Raw genomic sequence first — 24,561 nt, 5'->3', positions numbered from 1 at the left:
ACAGTCATACAATCCGGTCGAGTGGTTCCACCACCTGCACCATTCACGGGAGACTGACCATTCGACTGTTCTCGATCGATGGTGGGTGTGCACGTGAAGCGCAGGCAACTGCTGCAACTGGCCGCAGCAGGAATGGTGGGCCTCGCGGTCCCGCCCGCGATCACCCGGTCGACGGCGTCCGCACTCCCGCTCGGCGTCCCCTCGATCCGGAACCTCTTGCCCGAACTGTTCGCCGACCCTCCGCGTCCACCGGACCACTCACCCGCCCTCGTCATCGGATCGGGCTTCGGAGCCAGCGCCGCGGCGTTGCGGCTCGCGCAGGCCGGTACGTCGGTCACCGTGCTCGAACGAGGACTCCGCTGGCCGCGCGATCCGTTCCGCGACATCTTCACCGCCGACATGACGGCCGACGGGCGCGGCCTGTGGCATCAGCGTTCGTTCACCAACCTCACCGGCATGCCTGTGGGGCCCGTCGACTGGTTCAACGGCGTCCTCGACACCACCCGATACGAGAACCTGTCGGTGTGGCGTGCAGCCGCGGTGGGCGGCGGCTCCGTCGTCTACACCGGCGTCAGCATCGCCCCGGACAAGCGCTTCTTCGATCTCTCCTTCGGTGGCCGCGTGGACTACGACGAGATGGCGTCGCAGTGGTACCCCAAGGCTCGCTCGGTGCTCCGGCCGTCGACCATGCCCGACGACATCTACGCCTCCCCCGGGTTCGCCCACTCCAGGACGTGGGACGACCACGCCCGCCGCGCCGGTTTCGACCCGCAGCGCGTCGACGGAGGCTGGAACTGGAACGTGCTGCGTGACGAGATGTCGGGTCGGTCCCGGCCGTCCGCCACCGTCGGTTGCAGCACGTTCGGCAACTCCAACGGCGCGAAGCACGACCTGACGCAGAACTACATCCCGCAGGCCGAGGCCACGGGCAACGCCGTGGTGTGTCACAGCCACGAGGTCGTCGCCATCGGCACCGAGAGCGGTGGCCGCTACCGCGTGGAGGTGCGGCGCCTCGATCCCGAGGGCAACGTACTCGAGACGCGCACGCTGACCTGCGACTCGCTGATCCTCGGCGCAGGATCCATCGGCACCACCGAACTGCTGGTCCGCGCACAGGCCACCGGCGCGCTTCCGGAGCTCAACGAGTTCGTCGGACGCGGATGGGGCACCAACGGCGACGCCTTCATGACCCGCTCGCTCGGCCCCATCGGCGGCGGACCGCAGGGGGCGCCGTGCGCCTCCCGCATCGTCGACGACACGGGCCTGCCTCTCAGCGTCGAGAACTGGTACGTCCCGGGCGTTCCCACCGAGATGGGGTTCCTCGGATCGCTCGGTATGACCATCGACCCGCTGCGGGCCGATTTCCGTTACGACCGTGCGACGGACGGGATGAGCTTGACCTGGCCCAAGGGCGGCAGCCGCGACACCGTCGAGGCACTGCGCGCGGTGCAGAACCGGATGGCACAGGCCGGCCGCACCGTCGTCTCCGCCGAGCCGTTCACTCGCGACGTCGACGACACGTTCACCGCGCACCCTCTCGGCGGTGCGGTCCTGGGCGACGTCACCGATGCGTACGGACGAGTGAAGGGGCATCCCGGCCTGTACGTCATGGACGGAGCTCTCGTACCGGGCAGTACGGGCGCCGCCAACCCGTCTCTCACCATCACCGCGCTCGCCGAGCGCAACATCGCGGCCGTCATCGCCGCGGGCCGCTAGGCGTACCCGGCCGTCCGCTAGGCCAAGCCGATCTCCGGCCGCCCCTCCGGCACCGTCACGGTCGCTGCCGTGCGGACCGGCGCGCCGGGAATCGAGATCGCGTCCAGGACCCGGACCTCGGACCGCCACTCCGTCGGCGTCAGCGTCGCACGCAGGTAACCGCGTCGGGCATTGCCGAATTTGACGTGCGGTGACGCGGCCGCGATGTCCGCACCGGCCGTGTCGACGTCCGCACCGTCCTTGCCCGACGCGATGGAGGTCGACGCGATCTCGACGCCCACCACCGGGGCGGAGTCGTCCTGATAGTCGCGGCGCAGTTCCGACACGATGGTGCGGTGGATGTCGCCCACGATGGACGCGAGGGTGATGCCCCGGTCGCGAGCGCCGTCGAGGATGCGGTGCCGTGACGCCTCGTACCCACTCCACGGGTCCATCCCGACCTTCCGCTCGCCGTCACTGATGCGGGCGAGGTCGGAGATCACCGTCTGGTGCGCGAGGAACTTCCACGTGGCGCCGGACCCGAAGCCGTCGAGGATCCACTTCTCCTGTGCCGCTCCGGTGATGGTGCGACTCGGGTCCGCGGTCTCCGCGTTCTGCGCGTGTTCGCCGTCCCCGTTGGCCTGATCGCTGCGGTACTGCCGGGTGTCGAGCACCGAGAAGTCCACCAGGTCACCGAAACTGAAGCGGCGGTACGCCGTCAGATCCGGCCCCGTCGGTCGCTGGGCCATCCGCACGGGAGTGTTCTCCCACCACGCCTTGAACGCATCGGCGCGGCGCAGGAGGAACAACCGCGGATCACCCGCAGGATCGCCGGGAGCGGCGGTGCCGGCATCCTGGCTGATCGCCCCGGCCCAGTTGTTGTCCACCTCGTGATCGTCGAAGGTGGTGATCCACGGCGCCGCTGCGTGCGCCGACGCCAGGTCGGGATCCGACTTGTACAGCGCGTACCGATCGCGATAGTCGTTCAGTGCCAGCGTCTCTCGTCCCGCGGACTCGGGCCGTGGCTGCGACGCGCGGGCGCCTGTACCTTCGATCGCGTACTCGTAGATGTAGTCGCCGAGGAAGAACACGACGTCCGGGTCACTCGCCGCGAGATCGGCATAGGCGCCGTAGAACCCGTCCTCCCACTTCTGGCACGACGCCCATGCGAACGACAGTGACGCGAGGGGTGATCCCGGTGCGGGCGCCGTCCTCGTTCGCCCGACGGTGCTCACGTGCGGACCGACCATGAAGCGGTAGAAGTACTCCCGCGCCGGAGCCAGACCCCGTACGTCCACGTGCACCGACCAGCCGTCCGCATCGGATGCCAGTTCGATGCCCTGGCTCACCGCCCGCCCGAACCGTTCGTCCTCGGCGATCTCCCACCGCACCGGCACCACACCCGGCCGCATACCGCCGACCGGAGCGAGTGGGTCGACCGCGAGACGAGTCCACAGCACCACCGAGTCCGGAAGCGGATCGCCCGACGCGACGCCGAGGCGGAACGGGTAGTCGGCCGGGGTGCCGCGTTGCGGCTGCGCGTGCGACGTCGCGCTCGACAGTTCCGGTGTCATCGCGAGCGCACCGACCAGTGCGGTCCACGTGAGGAACGAACGACGCGTGGTGCCGGCACGCAGAGAACGATCGGCACCGATGACGAGATCACGACGGCTCATGGACCGAACGGTGCCCCTCGAAAGGAAACTCCGTGTGGATCGGAGACGACGCGCGCGAGGACTCGCGCTGAAGCCACCCGAATCGGGTACGCAGACGACATGGACGACAAACGAGAGATGGGCAGACGCGACGTCGAGAAGCGGTGGCGCGATCCGCGCGCGATCCGGCACGCGGCCACGTACGACGGGGCAGTGATCGGCATCGCTGCCGTCGCGGTGGCCGTGTTCCTCGCAGCGGGCGCGTCCAGCGTCGTGATCGCCGCGCTCGTCCCGGGTGTCTGTCTGCTCGGGGGGATCGGCGCACTGTGGATCGGCTACCGCTCCTACCGCCACCGCGGGACGTGGCCCGTCTGGCAGGGCGCCGCCTGGCTGCTGTTCGCGCTGATGCTGGTGAGCTTGTCCCTCCCGACCCTCGCTCTGCGCTGAGCCGGGAGGGAACGGATCACGCCTGCACGACGGTGATGACGTTGCCGTCGGGATCCTTCAGCATGAACATCGGCGGCACGTTCGGATCGTCGTCCTCACCGAGCGGTTCCATGTCGACGCCGCCGATGGCACTCAGACGTGCGTGTTCCGCCCGGACGTCCGCGGTCTCCACCCCGATCGCGGAACCTCCCGGCGTGTCGTACATCGGCGGGTTGAGCGCCAGGCGCGCTGTGGACCCCGGCGGCGCCACCTCCAGCCAGCGGTACTCCTGGTTCGGACCGAAGCGGGTGTCTCCGCGCACCTCGAATCCGAGTACACGCGTGTAGAAGTCGAGGGCTGCGTCCTGGTCGGCGACGGTGAACATGGCCACGCCGATGTTCGTGATGGTGCTGGGAGTCTCGGTCATACAGGTGCCGACTCCGCGGTGGCCCGGAACTCATCGCGGTGCCCCACCGGGGCCGGCGCGCGCAGCGCCCGGCCATCAGCGCACTCTGCAACCTGCGCACACCACCGTGCGCAGCGCGCGGCGCAACCCAGCCGAGCAGCGCGAGCAGCTCGGAAACGACACGAGCCCCACCCCGCCGAAGCGGGATGGGGCTCGATGTTGCTCGTCTCTAGCGGTAGTCGCCGGAGAAACCGTAGTCGTCGAGCGGCACTGCAGCACCGGTGTTCTGGCCGAAGCCGTCCGCGCTGTAGTACTGATCGTCGTACGACGGCACCGCGTAGGCCGCGGCACGTGCTTCCTCGGTGGGCTGAACCGTGATGTTCCGGTACCGGTTGATGCCGGTGCCGGCGGGGATCAGCTTTCCGATGATCACGTTCTCCTTGAGACCGATGAGCTTGTCCGAGCGGCAGTTGATCGCCGCGTCGGTCAGCACTCGGGTGGTCTCCTGGAACGACGCCGCGGACAGCCACGAGTCGGTCGCCAGCGATGCCTTGGTGATACCCATCAGCACCGGACGTCCGGCCGCGGGCTCGCCACCCTCGGACACGACGCGACGGTTGCTCGACTCGAACTCACTGCGCTCGGTCAGCGATCCGGGCAGGAACTCCGTGGAGCCCGAATCGATGATGGTCACGCGGCGGAGCATCTGACGAACGATCGTCTCGATGTGCTTGTCGTGGATGGACACACCCTGGCTGCGGTACACCTCCTGGACCTCGTTGACGAGGTGGATCTGCACCTGGCGCGGGCCCATGACTCGCAGGACCTCGTGGGGATCGGCAGCACCTTCCATGAGCTGCTGACCGACCTCGACGTGGTCACCGTCCGACAACAGACGCTCCGTGCCGTCGTCGTGCTTGAAGACACGCAGACGCTGACGCTTGGAGAGCTTGTCGTAGACGACCTCTTCGCCGCCGTCGTCCGGGACGATGGTGATCTTGTAGAAACGGTCACCGTCCTCGAGCTGGATGCGACCCGAGACGTCCGCGATGGGCGCCTTGCCCTTGGGCACACGAGCCTCGAAGAGCTCCTGCACTCGGGGCAGACCACCGGTGATGTCGTCGCCGGCCACACCACCCTGGTGGAAGGTACGCATCGTGAGCTGCGTGCCGGGCTCACCGATCGACTGTGCCGCGACGATACCGACGGCCTCGCCGATGTCGACGAGCTTGCCGGTGGCCATGGAACGGCCGTAGCAGGTGGCGCAGACGCCGGTTCCGGTGGTGCAGGTGAGCACCGAACGGACCTTGACCGACGTGATGCCCGCTGCGAGCAGCGCGTCGATGGCCGGGTCGCCCAGGTCGTGTCCACGCTCGACGATGACGTTGCCGTCGGCGTCGACCGCGTCGGCGGCCAGGGTGCGGGCGTACGTCGAGGTCTCGACGTGCGCGTCGCGGATCATCGAGCCGTCGGCCAGCTTCTCCGCGATCACCGTGGTGATGCCGCGCTCGGTGCCACAGTCGGTCTCCCGAACGATGACGTCCTGCGAGACGTCGACCAGACGACGCGTCAGGTAGCCCGAGTCGGCGGTACGAAGCGCCGTGTCGGCCAGACCCTTACGAGCACCGTGCGTGTTGATGAAGTACTCCAGGACCGTCAAGCCCTCCTTGAAGGAGGACTTGATCGGGCGCGGGATGAACTCACCCTTCGGGTTGGTCACCAGACCCTTCATGCCGGCGAGCGACCGCACCTGCGTCATGTTTCCGGCTGCGCCGGACTTCACGATCATCGGGATCGGGTTCTCGTCGGGGAAGTGGGCCTCCATGGCCTTACCGACCTGCTCGGTGGCTTCCTGCCAGATCTTGACCAGGGCCGAGTTGCGCTCGGTCCGGTCGAGAGCGCCACGCTGGTACTGCTTCTCCAGGCGGTCGGCCTGAGCCTCGAACTCCTCGAGGATCTGCGGCTTCTCCGGCGGCACGAGGACGTCGGAGATGGAGATCGTGACACCCGAACGCGTGGCCCAGTAGAAGCCGGCGTCCTTGAGCTTGTCGACGGTCTGCGCGACCACGATCATCGGGTACCGCTCGGCGAGATCGTTGATGATCGTCGCCTGGCGCTTCTTCGGCATCTGCTCGTTGACGAACGGGTAGTTCGTCGGGAGCAGCTCGTTGAAGAGCACGCGGCCCAGCGTCGTCTCGGCGGTCCAGGCATCGCCCGGGGTCCAGCCGTCGGGGAACAGCTCCGCCTCGATCTCGCGCGACGGACGCTGCTGCGTCAGACGCACCTTGATCTGCGACTGCACGGTCAGGACGCCGCGATCGACGGCCATCTGCGCCTCGGCCGGGCTGGCGTAGATGCCCAGCTCCGCCGAGTCGGACGTCGAGGCCTGGAACTCGCCCAGAGCCTTGTCGTCGAGACGCGTCAGGTGGAACAGACCCGTCACCATGTCCAGACGCGGCATGGCGAGCGGTCGGCCCGATGCCGGCGACAGGATGTTGTTCGACGACAGCATCAGGATGCGCGCCTCGGCCTGCGCCTCGGCGGACAGCGGCAGGTGTACTGCCATCTGGTCACCGTCGAAGTCGGCGTTGAACGCCTCGCACACGAGGGGGTGCAGCTGGATGGCCTTGCCCTCGACCAGCTGCGGCTCGAATGCCTGGATGCCCAGACGGTGCAGCGTCGGTGCGCGGTTCAGCAGCACGGGGTGCTCGGCGATGACCTCTTCGAGGACGTCCCACACCTGTGCGCGCTGACGCTCGACCATGCGCTTGGCCGACTTGATGTTCTGCGCGTGGTTGAGATCCACCAGACGCTTCATCACGAACGGCTTGAACAGCTCGAGTGCCATGAGCTTCGGCAGACCGCACTGGTGCAGCTTGAGCTGCGGTCCGACGACGATGACCGAACGGCCCGAGTAGTCGACGCGCTTGCCGAGCAGGTTCTGACGGAAACGACCCTGCTTGCCCTTGAGCAGATCGGACAGCGACTTGAGCGGGCGATTGCCCGGTCCGGTGACCGGACGGCCACGACGACCGTTGTCGAACAGGGCGTCGACCGACTCCTGCAGCATCCGCTTCTCGTTGTTGACGATGATCTCGGGAGCACCGAGGTCGATCAGTCGCTTGAGGCGGTTGTTGCGGTTGATGACGCGGCGGTACAGATCGTTGAGGTCGGACGTCGCGAAACGTCCACCGTCGAGCTGCACCATCGGACGCAGCTCCGGCGGGATCACCGGCACGGCGTCGAGCACCATGCCCATGGGCGAGTTGCCCGTGGACTGGAACGCGGCGACGACCTTGAGACGCTTCAGCGCACGGAGCTTCTTCTGGCCCTTGCCACTGCGGATGGTCTCGCGCAGGCTCTCGGCCTCGGCCTCGATGTCGAAGGTCTCCATGAGCTTCTGGATGGACTCCGCGCCCATCGCACCCGTGAAGTACTCGCCGTAGCGGTCGATCAGCTCGCGGTAGATGAGCTCGTCGACGATGAGCTGCTTCTTGGCCAGCTTGGTGAAGGTGGTCCAGATCTCCTCGAGACGATCCAGCTCACGCTGCGCGCGGTCACGGAGCTGACGCATCTCGCGCTCGCCACCGTCCTTGACCTTGCGACGGACGTCGGACTTGGCGCCCTCCGCCTCGAGCTCGGCGATGTCTGCCTCGAGCTTCTGCGCACGGGCCTCGAGGTCGGCGTCACGCTGATCGGCGACGGCCTTCTTCTCGACCTCCATCTCGGCCTCGAGAGTGGAGAGCTCGTTGTGGCGCAGCTCGTCGTCGACCGACGTGATGACGTAGGCGGCGAAGTAGATGATCTTCTCGAGATCCTTCGGCGCCAGGTCCAGCAGGTAGCCGAGGCGCGACGGAACACCCTTGAAGTACCAGATGTGCGTGACCGGTGCGGCCAGCTCGATGTGTCCCATGCGCTCACGACGCACCTTGGCGCGAGTCACCTCGACGCCACAGCGCTCACAGATGATGCCCTTGAAGCGCACGCGCTTGTACTTGCCGCAGTAGCACTCCCAGTCGCGAGTAGGTCCGAAGATCTTCTCGCAGAACAGGCCGTCCTTCTCGGGCTTGAGCGTGCGGTAGTTGATGGTCTCCGGCTTCTTGACCTCGCCGTAGGACCAATTGCGGATGTCGTCCGCGGTCGCGAGACCGATGCGGAGTTCATCGAAGAAGTTGACGTCCAGCACGTCGTACTTCCTTTCCCCTTCTCAGGGATAGTTTTCTGCTGCTACGAGTGATCGGGGGTGGGCCGGCGCGAGTCCCCTCGCGCCGGCCTGTCACCGATTACTGCGCGAGATCGTCGACGGTCGCGGACTCGTTGCGGGAGAGATTGATTCCCAGGTTGGCCGCGGCACGCTCGAGATCCTCGTCGTCGCCGTCCGCCATCGTGATGGCCGCGCCGTCCGAGGACAGCACCTCCACGTTGAGGCACAGCGACTGGAGCTCCTTGAGGAGCACCTTGAAGGACTCGGGGATACCGGGCTCCGGAATGTTCTCGCCCTTGACGATGGCCTCGTAGACCTTCACGCGGCCGACCACGTCGTCGGACTTGATGGTGAGGAGCTCCTGCAGCGTGTACGCAGCGCCGTAGGCCTGCATGGCCCAGCACTCCATCTCGCCGAAGCGCTGTCCACCGAACTGCGCCTTACCACCGAGGGGCTGCTGCGTGATCATCGAGTACGGACCGGTCGAACGAGCGTGGATCTTGTCGTCGACGAGGTGGTGCAGCTTGATGATGTACATGTAGCCCACGGAGACCGGGTACGGGAACGGCTCGCCGGAACGGCCGTCGAACAGGGTGGCCTTTCCGTCCGCGCCGACCATGCGCTCGCCGTCGCGGTTCGGGATCGTGCTCGCCAGCAGGCCGGTGAGCTCGTCCTCCTTCGCACCGTCGAACACCGGGGTGGCGATGTTGGTGTCCGCCTCGGCGGCCAGCATCTCCTCGGGCAGCGTCGCGGCCCAGTCGGGTCGGACTCCGTCCGCGGCCACCTGAATGTTCCATCCGGTCTTGCCGATCCAGCCGAGGTGAGTCTCGAGGATCTGACCGATGTTCATACGACGCGGCACGCCGTGCGTGTTCAGGATGATGTCGACCGGGGTGCCGTCGGACAGGAACGGCATGTCCTCCTGGGGGAGGATCTTGCCGATGACGCCCTTGTTGCCGTGGCGGCCGGCGAGCTTGTCGCCGTCCTGGATCTTGCGCTTCTGGGCCACGTAGACGCGGACCAGCTCGTTCACGCCGGGAGGCAGATCGTCGTCGTCCTCGCGCGAGAACACGCGAATGCCGATGACCTTTCCGTTCTCGCCGTGCGGAACCTTCAGAGACGTGTCGCGGACCTCGCGGGCCTTCTCGCCGAAGATGGCGCGCAGCAGGCGCTCCTCCGGGGTCAGCTCGGTCTCGCCCTTCGGCGTGACCTTTCCGACCAGGACGTCGCCGTCACGAACCTCGGCACCGATACGGATGATGCCGCGCTCGTCGAGATCGGCGAGGACCTCGTCCGAGACGTTCGGGATGTCACGGGTGATCTCCTCGGCACCGAGCTTGGTGTCGCGGGCATCGATCTCGTGCTCCTCGATGTGGATCGAGGTCAGGACGTCCTCTTCCACGAGGCGCTGCGACAGGATGATCGCGTCCTCGTAGTTGTGGCCCTCCCACGGCATGATCGCGACGAGCAGGTTCTTGCCCAGCGCCATCTCACCGTTCTCGGTGCAGGGACCGTCGGCCAGGACCTGGCCGGCCTCGACCCGTGCGCCCTCGTCCACGATCGGACGCTGGTTGGCACAGGTGCCCTGGTTCGAGCGCGCGAACTTGCGCATCCGGTAGGTGTTGCGAGTGCCGTCGTCCGCCATCACGGTGACGTAGTCGGCGGACACCTCCTCGATGACACCGGACTTCTCGTTGACGATGACGTCGCCGGCATCGACAGCGGCACGCAGCTCCATGCCGGTTCCGACGAGCGGAGCCTCGCTGCGCACCAGCGGCACGGCCTGACGCTGCATGTTCGCGCCCATCAGTGCGCGGTTGGCGTCGTCGTGCTCGAGGAACGGGATCATCGCCGTGGCGACCGAGACCATCTGCCGAGGCGAGACGTCCATGTAGTCGACGTCCATCGACGAGACGAACTCGACCTCTCCACCCTTACGGCGGACGAGGATCTTCTCGTCGACGAAACGACCCGAGGTGTCGATCGACGAGTTGGCCTGCGCCACGACGTGGCGGTCCTCCTCGTCGGCGGTCAGGTAGTCGACGTCGTCGGTGACCTGTCCCTCGACGACCTTGCGGTACGGCGTCTCGATGAAACCGAACGGGTTCACACGGGCGTACACCGAGAGCGATCCGATCAGGCCGATGTTCGGGCCTTCCGGGGTCTCGATGGGGCACATGCGGCCGTAGTGCGACGGGTGGACGTCGCGGACCTCGAGGCCGGCGCGCTCACGCGACAGACCGCCGGGGCCCAGCGCCGACAGGCGACGCTTGTGCGTCAGACCCGACAGCGGGTTGTTCTGGTCCATGAACTGCGACAGCTGCGAGGTTCCGAAGAACTCCTTGATGGCAGCGACCACGGGACGGATGTTGATCAGGGTCTGCGGCGTGATGGCCTCGACGTCCTGGGTGGTCATCCGCTCGCGGACCACACGCTCCATGCGGGACAGGCCCACGCGGATCTGGTTCTGGATCAGCTCGCCGACCGTGCGGAGACGACGGTTGCCGAAGTGGTCGATGTCGTCGACCTCCACGGGAACCTCGACGCCGTCGGGTGCCGTCATCGACTTCTCGCCCGCGTGCAGACGCACGAGGTACTCGATGGTGGCGACGATGTCCTCTTCGGTCAGCGTCGACGCCTCGATGGGCAGACCCGAGTTCAGGCCCAGCTTCTTGTTGATCTTGTAGCGACCCACGCGTGCGAGGTCGTAGCGCTTCTCCTTGAAGAACAGGTTCTCCAGCAGGGTCTGCGCGCTCTCCTTCGTGGGCGGCTCGCCCGGGCGGAGCTTGCGGTAGATGTCGAGCAGCGCCTCGTCGGTGCCGGCCGTGTTGTCCTTCTCCAGCGTGGCCATGAGGATCTCCGAGAAGCCGAAGCGCTCGGTGATCTGCTCGGTGGTCCAGCCGAGTGCCTTGAGGAGCACGGTGACGGGCTGACGACGCTTGCGGTCGATGCGGACACCGACGGTGTCGCGCTTGTCGACGTCGAACTCGAGCCAGGCGCCGCGGCCGGGGATGACCTTGACGCTGTGCAGATCCTTCTCGGTGGTCTTGTCGACGGCGTGGTCGAAGTAGACACCCGGGGAACGCACGAGCTGCGAGACGACGACGCGCTCGGTGCCGTTGATGATGAACGTGCCCTTGTCGGTCATCATCGGGAAGTCACCCATGAAGACCGTCTGGCTCTTGATCTCACCGGTGTTGTTGTTGATGAACTCCGCGGTGACGAACAACGGCGCCGCGTAGGTCATGTCCTTGTCCTTGCACTCGTCGATCGAGGCCTTGACCTCGTCGAAGCGCGGATCGGAGAAGGAGAGGGACATCGAGCCGGAGAAGTCCTCGATCGGAGAGAGCTCCGTCAGGATGTCCTCGAGACCGCCGCTGCGAGAGCTGTCGCCACGTGCTTCCGCACGTGCGCGCCACTCCGGCGTGCCGACGAGCCACTCGAACGAATCGGTCTGAAGATCGAGCAACCCCGGTACTTCGAGGGGTTCGCGAATCTTCGCGAACGACACCCTCTTCGGGGCTCCGGGAGTTCCGGCGTTTTCCTTGGACTGGGTGGAGACTGCCAAGATGCGTCCTTCCAGCACCTCACGCGGGCCGCTTCGTGCACTGCGCGACCGTCGCTAATCTGCTTCTTTGTGTGGGAACTTCGCTGGTCACTACCCGTACGAAGTCCTCGCTCAGCAGAGATCGACACACGTGTCGATTCAGGCAAAGTCTGGAAGTGGACAGGAGGCACCCAGCGCAACGTCCAAAAGTACCCCAATGCGGCGGATATGGCAACCGCGTCCGCGCGGGGAGCGCGCTCGGCCCGGAGACTGCACGGGCCGTGATCCACGAACCGCCGTACGCCCCTGCCCGTCGATCCCGGCGCCCGGTGCCTCCATTTGCTCCGGCGTCGATCTCGATCATGGCAGCGGGGTCGCACCCGCGTTCGATGAATCCGGTAATCAGAGTGGACTCCCGAAGCCCTCGCGTCAAGAGCGAGAGCGGCGTTTCGTCCCCCGAATCCGCTCGAAGCGGGCGATCAGCGGTTGTCGATGGTCGCGAGCAGCCACTTTCCGTCGACACGTTCCATGGTCACCGAGACCGGCGTCTGCACCGTTCCCTGGTCGACCGTGTCCTGCGTCGCGGCGATGTCCATGCTGGCCAGCAGCTCGGCCCGGTCACCGTCGAGCAGTGACACCCCGATGTCGGTGACCGTGGCCGTCGTGGTGGTCTGCGTCTGGATGACGCCCTGCTTGGTCTGCTCCGCGGTGGAGTCGTACTCCCCGCGGCGCTCGTCGTTCAGCACCGCGCGGGCGGCCGCCTGATCCTGGTCGATCGTGTCGAACTTGTAGCTGAACACCGTCTGCAGGGCGTCGCGCCCGGCCGACGTGACCTCGAGTGTGGCCGGAGTGTCGACCCATGCCTGGTTGCTCACCTCGGACGTACCGGGGCGCACCACGGCGAGGAGCGCGATGACGGCGAACACCACCGCGAGTGCGGCGAGCAGCATCGTGCGGGGAGTCCACCAGGCCGTGCGGCCGGCGGGGGCGCCGTCGTCCGCCTCGGTCGTCTCGTCCACGACCGAGTCCGTGGCAACGCTGTCGACCGCAGCGGTGTCGGCCGACGACTTCGACAGGTCGACGGTCGAGGCCGCGTCGGTGGACGCAGTCGTGGTCTCGTTCTCGATCGCGTCGCCGCCCGCGGGGGGCGCCGTGGAGCGTCCGGCGACCTTGGGTCGACGAACGCTGCCGGCGGGGACACGGGGAGCGCCTGTGGGGGGTCTACGGCGTGCGGGGGGCATAGGAAGAACTCCTGGCTGGTGCGAGGCGAGCGGGACGGACGGCGTCGTGACAGCGAGGTGTCACTGACCGCCGTCGGTCGGTGCGGGAGCGGGATCGACGGGCGCGGCGGGATCCACCGGAGCTGCGGGGTCGACCGGAGCTGCGGGATCGGTGGCGGCGGGATCGGTGGGTGCAGCGGGATCGCCCGTCGCAGCGGGTGCGCCCGGGACCTCGAGGGGGATGCGCTGCCCGATGGGCTGGATACGCGTGGCCTTCCACGTGCCGTCCACGTCCTGCAGTTCGAGACGCAGGGTGCTCTGGTACCGCTCGTTGCCGTCCGGCTTGGTGGTGTCGGTGGTGAGGACCACGAGCGACTGCGCGGTGCCGTCGTCGGAACTGAACCCGACGAGCGACGCGTGCTGCACTGCCGCGGTGGTGACCACACCGGTCTCCGCGAACTGCTGGCGGAACTGATCCTTGGTGTCGTTCAGACCGTTGGTGAGCTCGTCACCGGTGATGGAGGACTCGATGTCGGCGAACGTCTTGTCCAGATCGTTCGAGTCGACGGAGTTCAGATTGATCGCCGCCTGCCGGGCGCCGGCGAGGGCGTCGTCCCGCAGGGAGGCGTCCGAGGACTCCTGGTACGCGAGGAACCAGAAGATGCTCAGCACGACGGCCGCGATCAACGTGATCGCGGCGGCCGCGGCAGTCACCGCCGTGGCGACCGGAGACGTGCGCGGCGCCGGTGCGGGCGTGGACTCGGACGTGCCGTCACCGGTGTCGGTGCCGTCGAGGTCCGGGTCGGAAGGAGAGGTGGTTGGCGTCACAGCAGACACCCTACTTGAGGGTAACTTCTCGCTGCCATCACCGCGCACCTCTCCTCACCCGACTCGACGGTCAGGGGCGGACCGTCACACCGAGCAGTGCGGCCAGCTGTGTCGCGATCGGGTTCAGATCCAGGGGGTCCGGCGCGACCTTGGGCTTGTCGTCCCACGGCTGCACCGTCTGCGGATCGGCGAAGCGCACGCTGTTGGCGCCGCGCACTCCCGTCAGGGATCCCTGCGGCACAGTGCAGTTCGCGTCGAGGTTCAACGGGAAGTCCTGCTGCGTCGGATCGAAGTCGGGGTTCTTGGCGTACTCCGCGTCGAGGATCGCCTGCGTGCCCTCGTAACCCTGGGTGCACGACGGCGGGTTGTTCACCTCGAGCGCGATGCCGAAGTGAATGGTGCCGTCACCCGGACTCGCCGAGTTCGCTCCCTGCGCCAGGGCCGGGAGGAACTGGAGCAGCGGACGCAGTGCGAACGTGCGCGGGCTCAGTGCACTGGTCACACCCGCGAGGTTCGTCAGGTTGGTCGTCAGACCCGGGCCGGCCTGGTCGACGAGCGCGCCGACCTGGTCGCTGGCGGGAAGCCCGTTGTCGATCAGTCGTCGGATGTCCGGATCGCTCGACCGCAACTGCGCGGTGACCAGATCCAGATCCGAGCTGAACTGCTGAATGGACGACGACTGCTCGGACTGGGTGTCCAGCACGACGCGGCTGTCGCGGATCAGCGTGAGGGTCTGTGGCAGGTTGGCGAGACCGTCCTCGGAGAAGCTGTCCAGCGAGGTGACGAGCTGCTGCAGTGAGTCACCCGTGCCGGCGAACCCGGTACCGAGCTCGGTCACCACGGTGTGCAGATCGTCGACCGGCACGGAGTCCGCGAGCGTCTTGACGTTCTTGAGCAGGCTCTCCACCGGCGTCGGGATGGACGTGTCGTCCTGCAGGATGACGTCGCCGTCCTGCAGGAACGGGCCCTGATCGGTGCGCGGCTGCAGATCGACGTACTGCTCACCGATGGCGGAGCGGTTGGCCACCACGGCGATGGTGTCGGCCGGGACGTCGGGAGCGCTCTTCTCGAGCTTCAGTTCGACGTCGACGCCCTGCTCGGTCAGCTTCAGCTCACCGACGCGCCCTACGGGAATGCCGCGGTACGTCACCTCGGCGTTGCTGAAGATGCCGCCGGAATCGGCGAACTGACCGGTGACCGTGTACTGGCCGAAGCCGAACAGCTGGTCGACGCGCACGTACTTGGCACCGACGTACACCAGGCCGAGCACGGCGATGACGACGAAGAGGATCAGCTGTGTGCTGACCAGCTTGGATCTCACTGTCCACCTTCGTTCTGAGGAACGATCCCGAACTGCTGCAGGATGCCGTCCAACGGGTTCGCCGACGGTGCGGCGGCGGGTACACCCGGCGCCGGGGTCGGCGACGGGATGATGGGCGGCAGAGGCAGCAGCGAGATGGTCGGGAAGGAGTTACGCGGGCCGTTGCCGTTGTAGTACGGGTTCGACGGATCGACCCGCGGCTTGGGATCGCCGTTGCGGGGCGCGCTGTAGATCGGGTTGCCCTGGCCGACGCCCAGCGCGGTGAGCTGGTTGCCGATCTGCAGATCCACACTGAGGAACAGATTCACCGCGTTGCCCTGGGTGATCTTCTCGACGCCGTCGGGGAACGGGAACGTGGGCACGAACGCGAGGTCCGTGATCAGCTCGTCGCCGTAGGTCGAGAGCTCCTGCAGGGTCGGGCGCAGTGCGCGCAGGTCGGCGATCAGATCGTCCTTCGACCGCTCGATGACGTCGGTCCCGACCTGCCCGAGGCGATCGAGCTGACCGAGAAGCTGTGTCAGCTGCGGACGCTGCTGTTCGAGCACCTCGGTGGCGACCGGCAGATCGACGAGGATCCGGTCGATCTTCTCGGTCTGCTGGTTGAGCGTGCCGGTGAGGACGTCGAGACCGTCGATCGCGCGCGTGATGTCGGCCTTCTGATCCTCGAGGCCGCCGATGAGCGAGTTGGCCTCCTCGAGCAGGTTCCGCACCCGGTCCTCGCGGCCGCCGAGCGCGGTGTTCAGCTCCTTGACGATCGGAGCGAGCTGCGCGACGCCGCCGCCGTTGAGCAACATCGACAGCGCGCCGAGCACCTGCTCGATGTCGGTGGCGTGGCGGGTCCGCTCGACGGGGATGGTGTCGCCCGAGGCGAGGCGCGCGGACGCCGCGTCGTCGGCCGGAACGCTGAGCTGGACGAACTTCTCGCCGAGCAGGTTGGTCTGCTGGACGGACGCCATGGCGTTGGCCGGCAGGTCCACGGACGAGTCGACCTCGACCTCGACGTCGGCGATCCACGAGTCGTTCGGCACGGAGACCGAGGTGACCCGACCGACCTGGACACCGTCGACCTTGACGGTCGATTGCGGAACCAGGTCCAGCACGTCGTCGAACTGCAACGTCAACCGGATCGGATCCGATCCGACGTCGGCACCGCCGGGCAGCGGGATCCCGTAGATACCGCTGGATCCGCAGGCACTGAGCGTCACGGCGACGACGCAGGCACCGGAGGCGGCCATCAGGCCACGCGAGCGCACTCTCATCGTCACTCCCCTTCCGCAGGAATGTTCAGGCCCGGAAGCTGCAGGTCGTCGACCCGCGGCGATTCGACACCGGGCACGGTGCCGGGCTCGACGTTGCGCTGGATGTTGTCCGCACTGAGCAACCCGAACGGCAGAACCAGCGTCGGCGTCTTCACACCGGCGACGGCCTGGTCGATGATCGCGCCGCAGTTGTCGACGATCGGCTGCATCTGACGGCCGAGCGCCTCGAACTGCGGATCGCCCGGGCGCAGCTTCTGCAGATCGATGAGATTGCAGAAGAACGTCTTCGGATCCTGGAACTCCTGGAAGATCAGGCGCGCGTCCAGCGATCCGGACTCGGCGTTGTAGGAGTTCGCGACGTTCGCGACGGCCAGCGGCAGCAGCGTCAACGTGTCCGCCAGGTTCTGGCGGTTGTCGGCGAGCAACTGCGTGGTCGGAGCGAGGTCGTCGAGATCGTTGGACAGCTGGTCCCGGTTGTCCCGCACGAAGGTGGCGACGTCACCGAGCGTGACCGAGAGCTGGTTCAGCGCGAGGCCGAGGTTCTCCCGCTCCCCCGCCAGGAAGCTCGTCAGCGAGGACAACTGATTGTTGAAGGCACGCACCTGCTGGTCGTTCGCCGACAGTGCACTGACGAACGTCTGCAGATTCTGGATCGTGCCGAACAGATCGCCGCGGTACGAGTCGAGCGTCTCGACGGCACCGGAGAGCTGGGTCAGCGAATCGTTCAGCGCCTCACCGTTTCCGGCCAGGTTCTGCGCGCCGGTGGTCACGAGGTCGGAGACGGCGCCGTTCTGGTTGGCACCGTTCGGTCCGAGCGCGGCCGACAGCTCGTCGATGCTCTTGTACAGCTCGTCGACCTCGACGGGAGTGGCCGTGCGCTCGCGTGGGATCACGGCACCGGACTCCATCTTCTCGCCGCCGGTGTACGCCGGCGCGAGCTGGACGTAGCGGTCGGCGACGACGGACGGCGCGAGCTGGACGGCGCGGGCATCGGCGGGGATGTCGACGCCGCGATCGACGCGCATGTCGACCTGCACCTGATCGCCCAGGCCCTCGACCTTGGTGACGGTGCCGACCTTGACGCCGAGGACGCGAACCTCGGTGCCCTCGTACACGCCGACCGTCTTGTCGAAGTACGACGTGATGGTGGTGGTGCCGAGGCGGGTGAAGGCCCACCACAGCGCGAACACGACCAGCACCACGACAGCGACGACGGCAGCGATGATTCCCAGGTTGCGCTTGCTGAAGAAGCCGCCGTTCGACGGGGCTTCCTGGTCGGTGGATGCGGTCACTGGCCTGCTCCCGGACTACGGACGGGATCCACACCGAGGGTGCGAATCGGCTCACGGTATCCCGGAATGTCCGGGAGACCGGGCGGGAAGGTGTTGACGATGACCTGATCGAACCAGCGGCCGTTACCGACGATGTTGGTGTACAGCCGGACGAACGGCGAGTACAGCTTGATCGCCTCGGCGATGTTCTGGTTGTTGGTCTTCAGGGTGTCGATGACCTGACCCAGCGACTGGAGTGCGGGCCCGATCTGTGCCTCGTTGTCGCGGATCAGACCGGTCAGCTGAGTGGACACCCGCTGCGTGCCGATGAGCAGCTGCGAGATGGACTGCTGCCGATTGTTCAACTCCTGCAACAGGACCGAGGCGTCACCGATCAGCTTGGTGAACTCCTGGTTGCGGTCGGCGAGGACCTGCGTCGTCTTGTCGGTCGCGGCGAAGAGCTTGCTCAGCTCGTCGTCACGGGAGGAGATGGTCTCGGACAACCGCGTGACACCGTCGAGCGACGCGCGGATGTTCTCCGGCGTCTCGGAGAACGCCTGCGACAGCGTCTCCATGCTCGTCGCGAGCTGCGTCGTGTCGATGTCGCCGGTGGTGCGGGCGGCGTCGGAGAACGCGTCGATGACGTCGTAGGGGGCCGTCGTGCGGTCGATCGGGATCGCGTCGCGCGGGTTCAGCCGCTCCTCGCCCTTGGGCTCGAGCGAGAGGAACTTCTGTCCGAGCAACGTCTTGATCTGGATGGACGCCGACGTCTTGTCGCCGACCCACGCGTCACTGACCGTGAACTCGACCTTCACCTTGTCGCCGTCGAGGGCGACGTCGGTGACCTTGCCGACCTTCACGCCGGCGATCCGCACCTCGTTGCTGGCGCGCAGACCGGCCGCTTCGGAGAAGTTCGCGGTGTACTTCGATCCGGCACCGATGATCGGCAGCGAGTCGAGGAAGAACGCGGACAGCGTCGCCATCAGGATGATGAAGATGCCGAGGGCACCCAGCACCGCGGGCTTGCGTTTCGTCACGAGATACCTCCTGCGGCGCAACGCTTCGCGGAGTTGGTGTACAGCGGCTGATTGATGGTGGGCAGTCCTGTCGGGAGGTTGAGCTGCGGCGCGTAGCCCGGCCCGGCGACGATGTCGATGCCGCACAGGTAGAACTGGAACCACGAGCCGTAGCTGGCGACGCGGATCAGCTTCTCGAGCTTGACCGGGAAGTTCGACAGGATGTTGTCGAAGTCCTGCTGCCGATTGTTGATCTTGGTCGACAGTCCGTCGATCGACGAGATGGCCGACTGGATGGACGGACGAGTCGGCTCGAGCAGATCCGCTGTCGCGTCGGTCAGACCGGCCAGCGAGGTGACCGCCGAGCCGACGGTGTCACGATCCGCCGACAGCCCCGACACCAGCGCCTGGGTGTTCACGATCAACTGGTCGAGTTCCTTGTCGTGCTGGTTCACCGTGTCGAGGACCCCGTTGAGGTTGTCGATGACCGCCCCGATGACCTGATCCTTGTCCGCGACCGTGTTGGTCAGGCTCGCGGTGTCCCGCACCAGATCGCCGATGGTGCCGGACTCACCCTGGAAGACCTGGATGATCTCGTAGGACAGCTTGTTCACGTCGTCGGCCGTCAGCGTCTGGAACAGCGGACGGAAGCCGTTGAACAGTGTCGTCAGGTTCACCGCGGGGGACGTCCGATCGAGCGGGATGGTGGCTCCGCTGGTGATCTTCTCGCCCTGGTCGCCCGTGCCCTGCTCGAGCGCGATGTAGCGCTGCCCGATCAGGTTTCGGTAGCGGATGGTCGCGGTGGTGGAGGCCGGCAGCCATTCACGCTCGGTCAGCGCGAAGTCCACCTGAGCCAGGTCACGCTCGTGGATCTCGATCTTCTCCACCTGGCCGACGCGCACGCCGGCGATGCGCACCTCGTCGCCCTCGTTGAGCGAGGAGACGTCGGTGAAGATGGCCGAGAACTTGGTCTTGCCGGACCCGGCTCCGTTGGCGATGGTCAACGCCAGGGCGGCCGTCGCAAGAATGGTCACCACCGCGAAGACGATCAGCTTGATCAGCGGTGCCGCTAGGCCTCTCATCGCACACTCACTTCCGTGCCGCGGAGCGCCGGAGCGCCCACCAGGGTGGTCCACGCGGGGACCTGGTCCGGGGAGATGCCGGAGCCTCCGCCGTAGACCACCGCCAGCGTGTCCCGTTCGATGTCCGATCCGGCGTAGGCCGCCGGGACGGGCGACTGCAGCGGGTTGGGCAGTGCGCCGGGGTCGACCGCGGGGCCGGGGTTGCGCGACGGCACCTGGTAGGAGCCGTCGTTGACGCCGCTGCCCGGGTACTGCGGGAAGAACTTGCCGGGTGTGGTCACGTTCTCGAAGCACGACGGGCCACGGGTGTCGAACAGTCGCGGCTCGTCCTGGTTGGGGATGTAGCGCCCCTTGGGGTTGACGAAGTTGATCGACGCGCGGACGCCGGGGTACGCGTCGTCGACCGAGAGGATCTTCTTCGCCTCGTCGGCGACACGGACGAACTCGGTGAACGTGCAGCCGAACGACGGGGAGAACTCGGCGAGCAGTTCGAGCGCCTCGCGGGAGTCCGCCGCGATGGACACGATGGACTCGGCGTTGGTCTGCACCAGGTCGGCCAGCGAGCCCGACGACGCGGTGGCGCTCGCCAGGAGCGTGGTGACGTCGTTCTGCTTCTCCACCACCGTGTTCCCGGTGACGCGCAGGTTGTCGAGCGCGTCGATCAGATCCGGAGCGGCGGTCGAGTACGTCTCCGACAGGTCGGCGATGCCGACGAGATCCTGCTGGATGTTCGGCAGCTCGTCGTTCAGACCCGAGAAGATCTCCTCGAGCCGGTCGAGAGTCAGACCGAGCCGCTCGCCGTTGCCCTCGAGAGCCTGCGACAGCGCACCGAGCGTGTTGGCGAGATCCTGCGGCGGGATGGCGTCGAGGAGCGGGAGCAGCGAGTCGAGCAGCTGCCCGACCTCGACCGCGTTGCCGCTGGTGTCCTGACGGATCACCGCGCCCTCGGCGAGAGGGCTGGCGCCGGCGGAGTTCTCGGGGATCTGGAGCGCGACGTAGCGCTCGCCGAAGAGCGTCTTCGGCAGCAACCGGGCGGTGACGTTGGAGGGGATGGTGCCCACGAGACCGGGATCGAGTGCCAGCTCGGACGTGACCTCACCGTTCTCGGTGGTGGCGGACCGCACCTCGCCGACGATCATCCCGCGCGCCTTCACGTCCGCGTTGGCGGGCAGCGCGTTGCCGACGGTGTCGGTGATCAGGTCGACCATGACGACGTCCTTGAACGTCTTGTTGAAGGTCGTGATGCTCCAGGCGACGAAGAGAACGACGACGAGCAGGAATCCGATTCCGAGGAGGCGACGACGTGTCGCCGACGGAGCGTGGTTCATCCGGCGACCCTCACCGTCGTCGTGGTGCCCCAGATGGCGAGGCTCAGGAAGAAGTTCAGCACCGCGACCGTGACCAGTGCGGCACGCACGGCACGACCGACGGCCACCCCGACGCCGGCGGGTCCGCCCGACGCGGTGTAGCCGTAGTAGCAGTGGATCATGATGAGCACGAAGGCGAAGACCAGCACCTTGGCAAAGGAGTAGAGCACGTCCTCCGGGGGCAGGAAGAGCGTGAAGTAATGGTCGTACGAGCCCGGTGACTGACCGTTGAAGACGGTGCTCACCAAGCGGGACGCGAGATAGGCGGACAGCAGGCCGACGATGTACAGCGGAATGACGGCGATGAATCCGGCGATCATGCGCGTCGACACCAGGAACGGCACGGACGGAACGGCCATGACCTCGAGTGCGTCGATCTCCTCGGAGATGCGCATGGCGCCGAGCTGGGCGGTGAAGCCGCAGCCGACGGTCGCGGACAGCGCGAGGGACGCCACGATGGGCGCGATCTCACGGGTGTTCACGTACGCCGACAGGAAGCCCGTCAGCACCTGGCTGCCGAGCTGTTCGAGCGCCGCGAAGCCCTGCAGACCGACGACGACACCGGTGAACCCGGACATCATCAGGATGACGCCGATGGTGCCGCCGATGACGGCGAGAGCGCCGGAACCGAACGTCACCTCCGCGAGCAGGCGGAGGGTCTCCTTCTTGTAGTGCACGGCCGTCTTCGGGATCCACCCGATCGCGCGTCCGTAGAACGACATCTGTTCACCGGCACGGTCCAGCACACCGAGCGGAGCCGAGGCCGCGCTACGGAGCCGGAGCAGGGTGCGGTCTCCACGACCACGAGCGATGGTCATCGCTCACCCTCCCTTCGCAGGGACGACCTGCAGGTAGACCAACGTCATGATCAGGTTGGCGAAGAACAGGATCAGGAACGTGATGACGACGGTCTGGTTCACCGCTTCACCCACGCCCTTCGGACCGGGATTGGGATGCAGCCCCTTGTAGGACGCGATGACGCCGGCGATGAGACCGAACACGACGGCCTTGAGCTCACCGACCCACAGGTCGGGCAGCTGCGCCAACGTGGAGAACGACGCCAGGTACGCGCCGGGCGTTCCGTCCTGCAGGATCACGTTGAAGAAGTAACCACCGGCGATGCCGATGACCGACACCAGGCCGTTGAGCAGCAGCGCGACGAGAATCATCGCGAGCACGCGGGGAACGACCAGGCGCTGCACCGGATCGATGCCGAGCACGCGCATGGCGTCGATCTCCTCGCGGATGGTGCGTGAACCGAGGTCGGCCGTCACGGCCGATCCCGCCGCACCCGCGATGAGCAACGCCACCACGATGGGACTGCCCTGCTGGACCACCGCCAGCACGCTGGCGGCACCGGTGAAGGACTCGGCGCCGAGCTGCTTGATCAGCGACCCGGTCTGCAGGGAGACCACCGCGCCGAACGGAATGGCGACCAGCGCGGTCGGAAGAATGGTGACGCTGGCGATGAACCAGGCCTGTTCGATGAATTCGCGGAATTGGAAGGGGCGCCGGAAGGTGTTGCGCGCGACATCGACGAGAAGTTCGACGATGTTTCCTGCCTGGGCCAGCGCTGCAGTGCCCGACTTGAGAATCGGGTTCTTCGTTTTAGCCATTGTTTTCGGTCAGCCCCGCGAGCCACTGGAAGGGAGACCGTCGTTCCGGTCCTGGCCGGGCTCACTCCACCCCTGGTTGCTGTAGCCCTGATTCTGGTCGTACGACCGGTTCTGGTCGTACGTCTGACCCTGGTCGTAGCTCTGGCCCTGGTCGTAGCTCTGGTTGCCGTAGGCCGGCTGCTGGTCGTGGCCCGACTGCTGACCGTACGACTCCTGGTAGCCCTGCTGAGCACCCGCGTACGCCGGCTCCGCCTGACGGCCGTCCTGGCCGTCCGCCTCGTCGAGGCTCTGCTGGATGGCGTGCTGTGCGTGCTCGGGCAGCGTGTGCATGATGCTGCGCACCCGGTCGCGACGACGATCCACGGCCTGACGACGCGGCATGCCGGGCGTGGGATCCATCTGCGGCATGATGCCCTCCACATCCTCGACACCGCCGAGGTTGTGGCCGGCATCGGAGAGGGCCTGCTCCTGGCGCATCTGCGCCTCGTCCTTCTCCTCGCTCATGCCGATCGGCCCGATCATCGTGCCGTTCAGGAACTGCTTCACGGCGGGCTCGTCGGAGGTGAGCAGCACCTCGCGCGGACCGAACATGACGAGGTTCTTGCGGAACAGCATGCCGATGTTGTCCGGCACCGTGCGCGCGAGATTGATGTTGTGCGTGACGATCAGCATCGTCGCGTCGATCTGGGCGTTGATGTTGAGCAGCAGCTGGCTGATGTAGGTGGTGCGCACCGGGTCGAGGCCCGAGTCGGGCTCGTCCACCAGGATGATCTCGGGGTCGAGGACGAGCGCACGCGCCAGACCGGCACGCTTGCGCATACCGCCCGAGATCTCGCCGGGGAGCTTGTTCTCGGCACCGGTCAGACCGACCAGCTCGAGCTTCTCCATGACGATGCTGCGGATCTCGTCCTCCTTCTTCTTCGTGTGCTCACGAAGCGGGAAGGCGGTGTTGTCGTACAGGTTCATGGAGCCGAAGAGGGCGCCGTCCTGGAAGAGCACGCCGAACAACTTGCGGATCTCGTAGAGCTCCTTGGACGAGCACTCCATGATGTCCGTGCCGTCGACGACGATCGAACCCTCCTCCGGTCGGAGAAGGCCGATGAGCGACTTGAGGAAGACGGACTTACCGGTACCGGACGGCCCCAGGAGAGCACTGACCTCACCCTTCGGGAGCGTCAACGTGACGTCCTGCCAGATCTTCTGCACACCGAACGACTTGGTCAATCCCTCGACCGAAACCTCGACACCCATGTGGATCCCTCCCACTGCTCGTCGCACACGACGCGAACGCGTCGACACCTGTGTGCGTCGCGTCACTCTAACCCAGCCGAGTGGTCGCAACGACCACGGACCTTACCGCCCAGTAACACGTCCCCCGACCTGGCCGCAGTCTCCGGATAGAAGTGTGACCCATGAACGCCCGATTCACGAGGGAACGGAGCCGACAAGGCCGAAATTGGTGGCGGCGGTGCACGCGCGGGCGGCCCGGGCTCACGCCACGTGGCGCGGGACGGGCGCTCCCACCTGCAGCGTCGTACGGCGTCACCGGCTCGCTGACGCAACTCTGTGACGTCACACCGACTTCTCCCGCGCTCCCGCCGTTAGCGTCGACAGTGCCGTCGTGACACCTAGCGTTGCGCTCGCGCAC

General features: G+C 66.7%; 17 protein-coding genes. 2 read left to right on the top strand and 15 right to left on the bottom strand.

Features of this window, described 5'->3' with window-relative positions; all coding sequences use genetic code 11:
* Window positions 1–132: 132 nt before the first annotated feature.
* Window positions 133–1,716: a GMC oxidoreductase gene (locus QE397_RS01840; RefSeq protein ID WP_307097312.1), complete on the top strand. Its 1,584-nt coding sequence runs from the start codon at window positions 133–135 to the stop codon at window positions 1,714–1,716.
* A 17-nt stretch (window positions 1,717–1,733) separates the two neighbouring features.
* Here QE397_RS01840 and QE397_RS01835 read toward each other — a convergent pair whose 3' ends face one another.
* Entirely contained in the window at window positions 1,734–3,371 is a 1,638-nt protein-coding gene (locus QE397_RS01835; RefSeq protein ID WP_307091294.1) for an alkaline phosphatase, read from the bottom strand.
* Window positions 3,372–3,470: 99 nt separating this feature from the next.
* On the opposite strand from QE397_RS01835, the gene QE397_RS01830 reads away from it, so the two are divergent.
* Window positions 3,471–3,797: a hypothetical protein gene (locus tag QE397_RS01830; protein WP_307091292.1), complete on the top strand. Its 327-nt coding sequence runs from the start codon at window positions 3,471–3,473 to the stop codon at window positions 3,795–3,797.
* Between the two features lie 16 nt (window positions 3,798–3,813).
* Here QE397_RS01830 and QE397_RS01825 read toward each other — a convergent pair whose 3' ends face one another.
* From QE397_RS01825 to QE397_RS01760, 14 genes are all read right to left on the bottom strand, one after another.
* A complete protein-coding gene (locus QE397_RS01825) occupies window positions 3,814–4,203 on the bottom strand; it encodes a VOC family protein (protein WP_307091290.1) in 390 nt (129 codons plus the stop codon).
* A 208-nt stretch (window positions 4,204–4,411) separates the two neighbouring features.
* Window positions 4,412–8,368, bottom strand: a complete 3,957-nt coding sequence (locus tag QE397_RS01820; protein WP_027504575.1) for a DNA-directed RNA polymerase subunit beta' — start codon at window positions 8,366–8,368, stop codon at window positions 4,412–4,414.
* Window positions 8,369–8,465: 97 nt separating this feature from the next.
* Entirely contained in the window at window positions 8,466–11,972 is a 3,507-nt protein-coding gene (locus QE397_RS01815) for a DNA-directed RNA polymerase subunit beta (RefSeq protein WP_027504574.1), read from the bottom strand.
* Window positions 11,973–12,412: 440 nt separating this feature from the next.
* A complete protein-coding gene (locus QE397_RS01810) occupies window positions 12,413–13,174 on the bottom strand; it encodes a hypothetical protein (RefSeq protein ID WP_285184355.1) in 762 nt (253 codons plus the stop codon).
* 60 nt (window positions 13,175–13,234) lie between these two features.
* A complete protein-coding gene (locus QE397_RS01805; protein WP_222649764.1) occupies window positions 13,235–13,981 on the bottom strand; it encodes a hypothetical protein in 747 nt (248 codons plus the stop codon).
* Window positions 13,982–14,051: 70 nt separating this feature from the next.
* Window positions 14,052–15,302, bottom strand: a complete 1,251-nt coding sequence (locus QE397_RS01800) for an MCE family protein (RefSeq protein ID WP_027504573.1) — start codon at window positions 15,300–15,302, stop codon at window positions 14,052–14,054.
* Entirely contained in the window at window positions 15,299–16,561 is a 1,263-nt protein-coding gene (locus tag QE397_RS01795; RefSeq protein ID WP_027504572.1) for an MCE family protein, read from the bottom strand. The genes QE397_RS01800 and QE397_RS01795 overlap by 4 nt, the downstream gene beginning before the upstream one ends.
* Window positions 16,562–16,563: 2 nt before the next feature.
* Entirely contained in the window at window positions 16,564–17,793 is a 1,230-nt protein-coding gene (locus QE397_RS01790) for an MCE family protein (RefSeq protein ID WP_261781554.1), read from the bottom strand.
* 56 nt (window positions 17,794–17,849) lie between these two features.
* Window positions 17,850–18,869, bottom strand: a complete 1,020-nt coding sequence (locus QE397_RS01785; protein ID WP_037184706.1) for an MCE family protein — start codon at window positions 18,867–18,869, stop codon at window positions 17,850–17,852.
* Window positions 18,866–19,930 (bottom strand): MCE family protein, encoded by a 1,065-nt coding sequence (locus QE397_RS01780; RefSeq protein WP_027504569.1) that lies wholly within the window; start codon window positions 19,928–19,930, stop codon window positions 18,866–18,868. The genes QE397_RS01785 and QE397_RS01780 overlap by 4 nt, the downstream gene beginning before the upstream one ends.
* The gene (locus tag QE397_RS01775; protein WP_027504568.1) at window positions 19,927–21,258 is read right to left on the bottom strand and encodes an MCE family protein; all 1,332 of its coding nucleotides are present in this window, start codon (window positions 21,256–21,258) and stop codon (window positions 19,927–19,929) included. Before QE397_RS01775 ends, QE397_RS01780 begins: the two co-directional genes overlap by 4 nt.
* Complete coding sequence (locus QE397_RS01770; RefSeq protein WP_027504567.1) at window positions 21,255–22,115, bottom strand: ABC transporter permease; 861 nt, start codon at window positions 22,113–22,115, stop codon at window positions 21,255–21,257. Before QE397_RS01770 ends, QE397_RS01775 begins: the two co-directional genes overlap by 4 nt.
* Window positions 22,116–22,118: 3 nt before the next feature.
* Entirely contained in the window at window positions 22,119–22,913 is a 795-nt protein-coding gene (locus QE397_RS01765) for an ABC transporter permease (RefSeq protein ID WP_027504566.1), read from the bottom strand.
* A 9-nt stretch (window positions 22,914–22,922) separates the two neighbouring features.
* Window positions 22,923–24,164, bottom strand: a complete 1,242-nt coding sequence (locus QE397_RS01760; protein ID WP_307091280.1) for an ABC transporter ATP-binding protein — start codon at window positions 24,162–24,164, stop codon at window positions 22,923–22,925.
* Window positions 24,165–24,561 lie beyond the last annotated feature (397 nt).

This window comes from Rhodococcus sp. SORGH_AS_0301 (genome assembly GCF_030818285.1).
GTDB lineage: Bacteria > Actinomycetota > Actinomycetes > Mycobacteriales > Mycobacteriaceae > Rhodococcoides.
This window is presented reverse-complemented; position numbering and strand designations above follow the sequence as displayed.

Bases quoted from the DNA above. Each gene is read 5' to 3' on its own strand.
- QE397_RS01840 (WP_307097312.1), top strand. From the start codon at position 133: ATGGTGGGCCTCGCGGTCCCGCCCGCGATCACCCGGTCGACGGCGTCC.
- QE397_RS01835 (WP_307091294.1), bottom strand. From the start codon at position 3,371: ATGAGCCGTCGTGATCTCGTCATCGGTGCCGATCGTTCTCTGCGTGCC.
- QE397_RS01830 (WP_307091292.1), top strand. From the start codon at position 3,471: ATGGACGACAAACGAGAGATGGGCAGACGCGACGTCGAGAAGCGGTGG.
- QE397_RS01825 (WP_307091290.1), bottom strand. From the start codon at position 4,203: ATGACCGAGACTCCCAGCACCATCACGAACATCGGCGTGGCCATGTTC.
- QE397_RS01810 (WP_285184355.1), bottom strand. From the start codon at position 13,174: ATGCCCCCCGCACGCCGTAGACCCCCCACAGGCGCTCCCCGTGTCCCC.
- QE397_RS01795 (WP_027504572.1), bottom strand. From the start codon at position 16,561: ATGAGAGTGCGCTCGCGTGGCCTGATGGCCGCCTCCGGTGCCTGCGTC.
- QE397_RS01780 (WP_027504569.1), bottom strand. From the start codon at position 19,930: ATGAGAGGCCTAGCGGCACCGCTGATCAAGCTGATCGTCTTCGCGGTG.
- QE397_RS01775 (WP_027504568.1), bottom strand. From the start codon at position 21,258: ATGAACCACGCTCCGTCGGCGACACGTCGTCGCCTCCTCGGAATCGGA.
- QE397_RS01770 (WP_027504567.1), bottom strand. From the start codon at position 22,115: ATGACCATCGCTCGTGGTCGTGGAGACCGCACCCTGCTCCGGCTCCGT.
- QE397_RS01765 (WP_027504566.1), bottom strand. From the start codon at position 22,913: ATGGCTAAAACGAAGAACCCGATTCTCAAGTCGGGCACTGCAGCGCTG.
- QE397_RS01760 (WP_307091280.1), bottom strand. From the start codon at position 24,164: ATGGGTGTCGAGGTTTCGGTCGAGGGATTGACCAAGTCGTTCGGTGTG.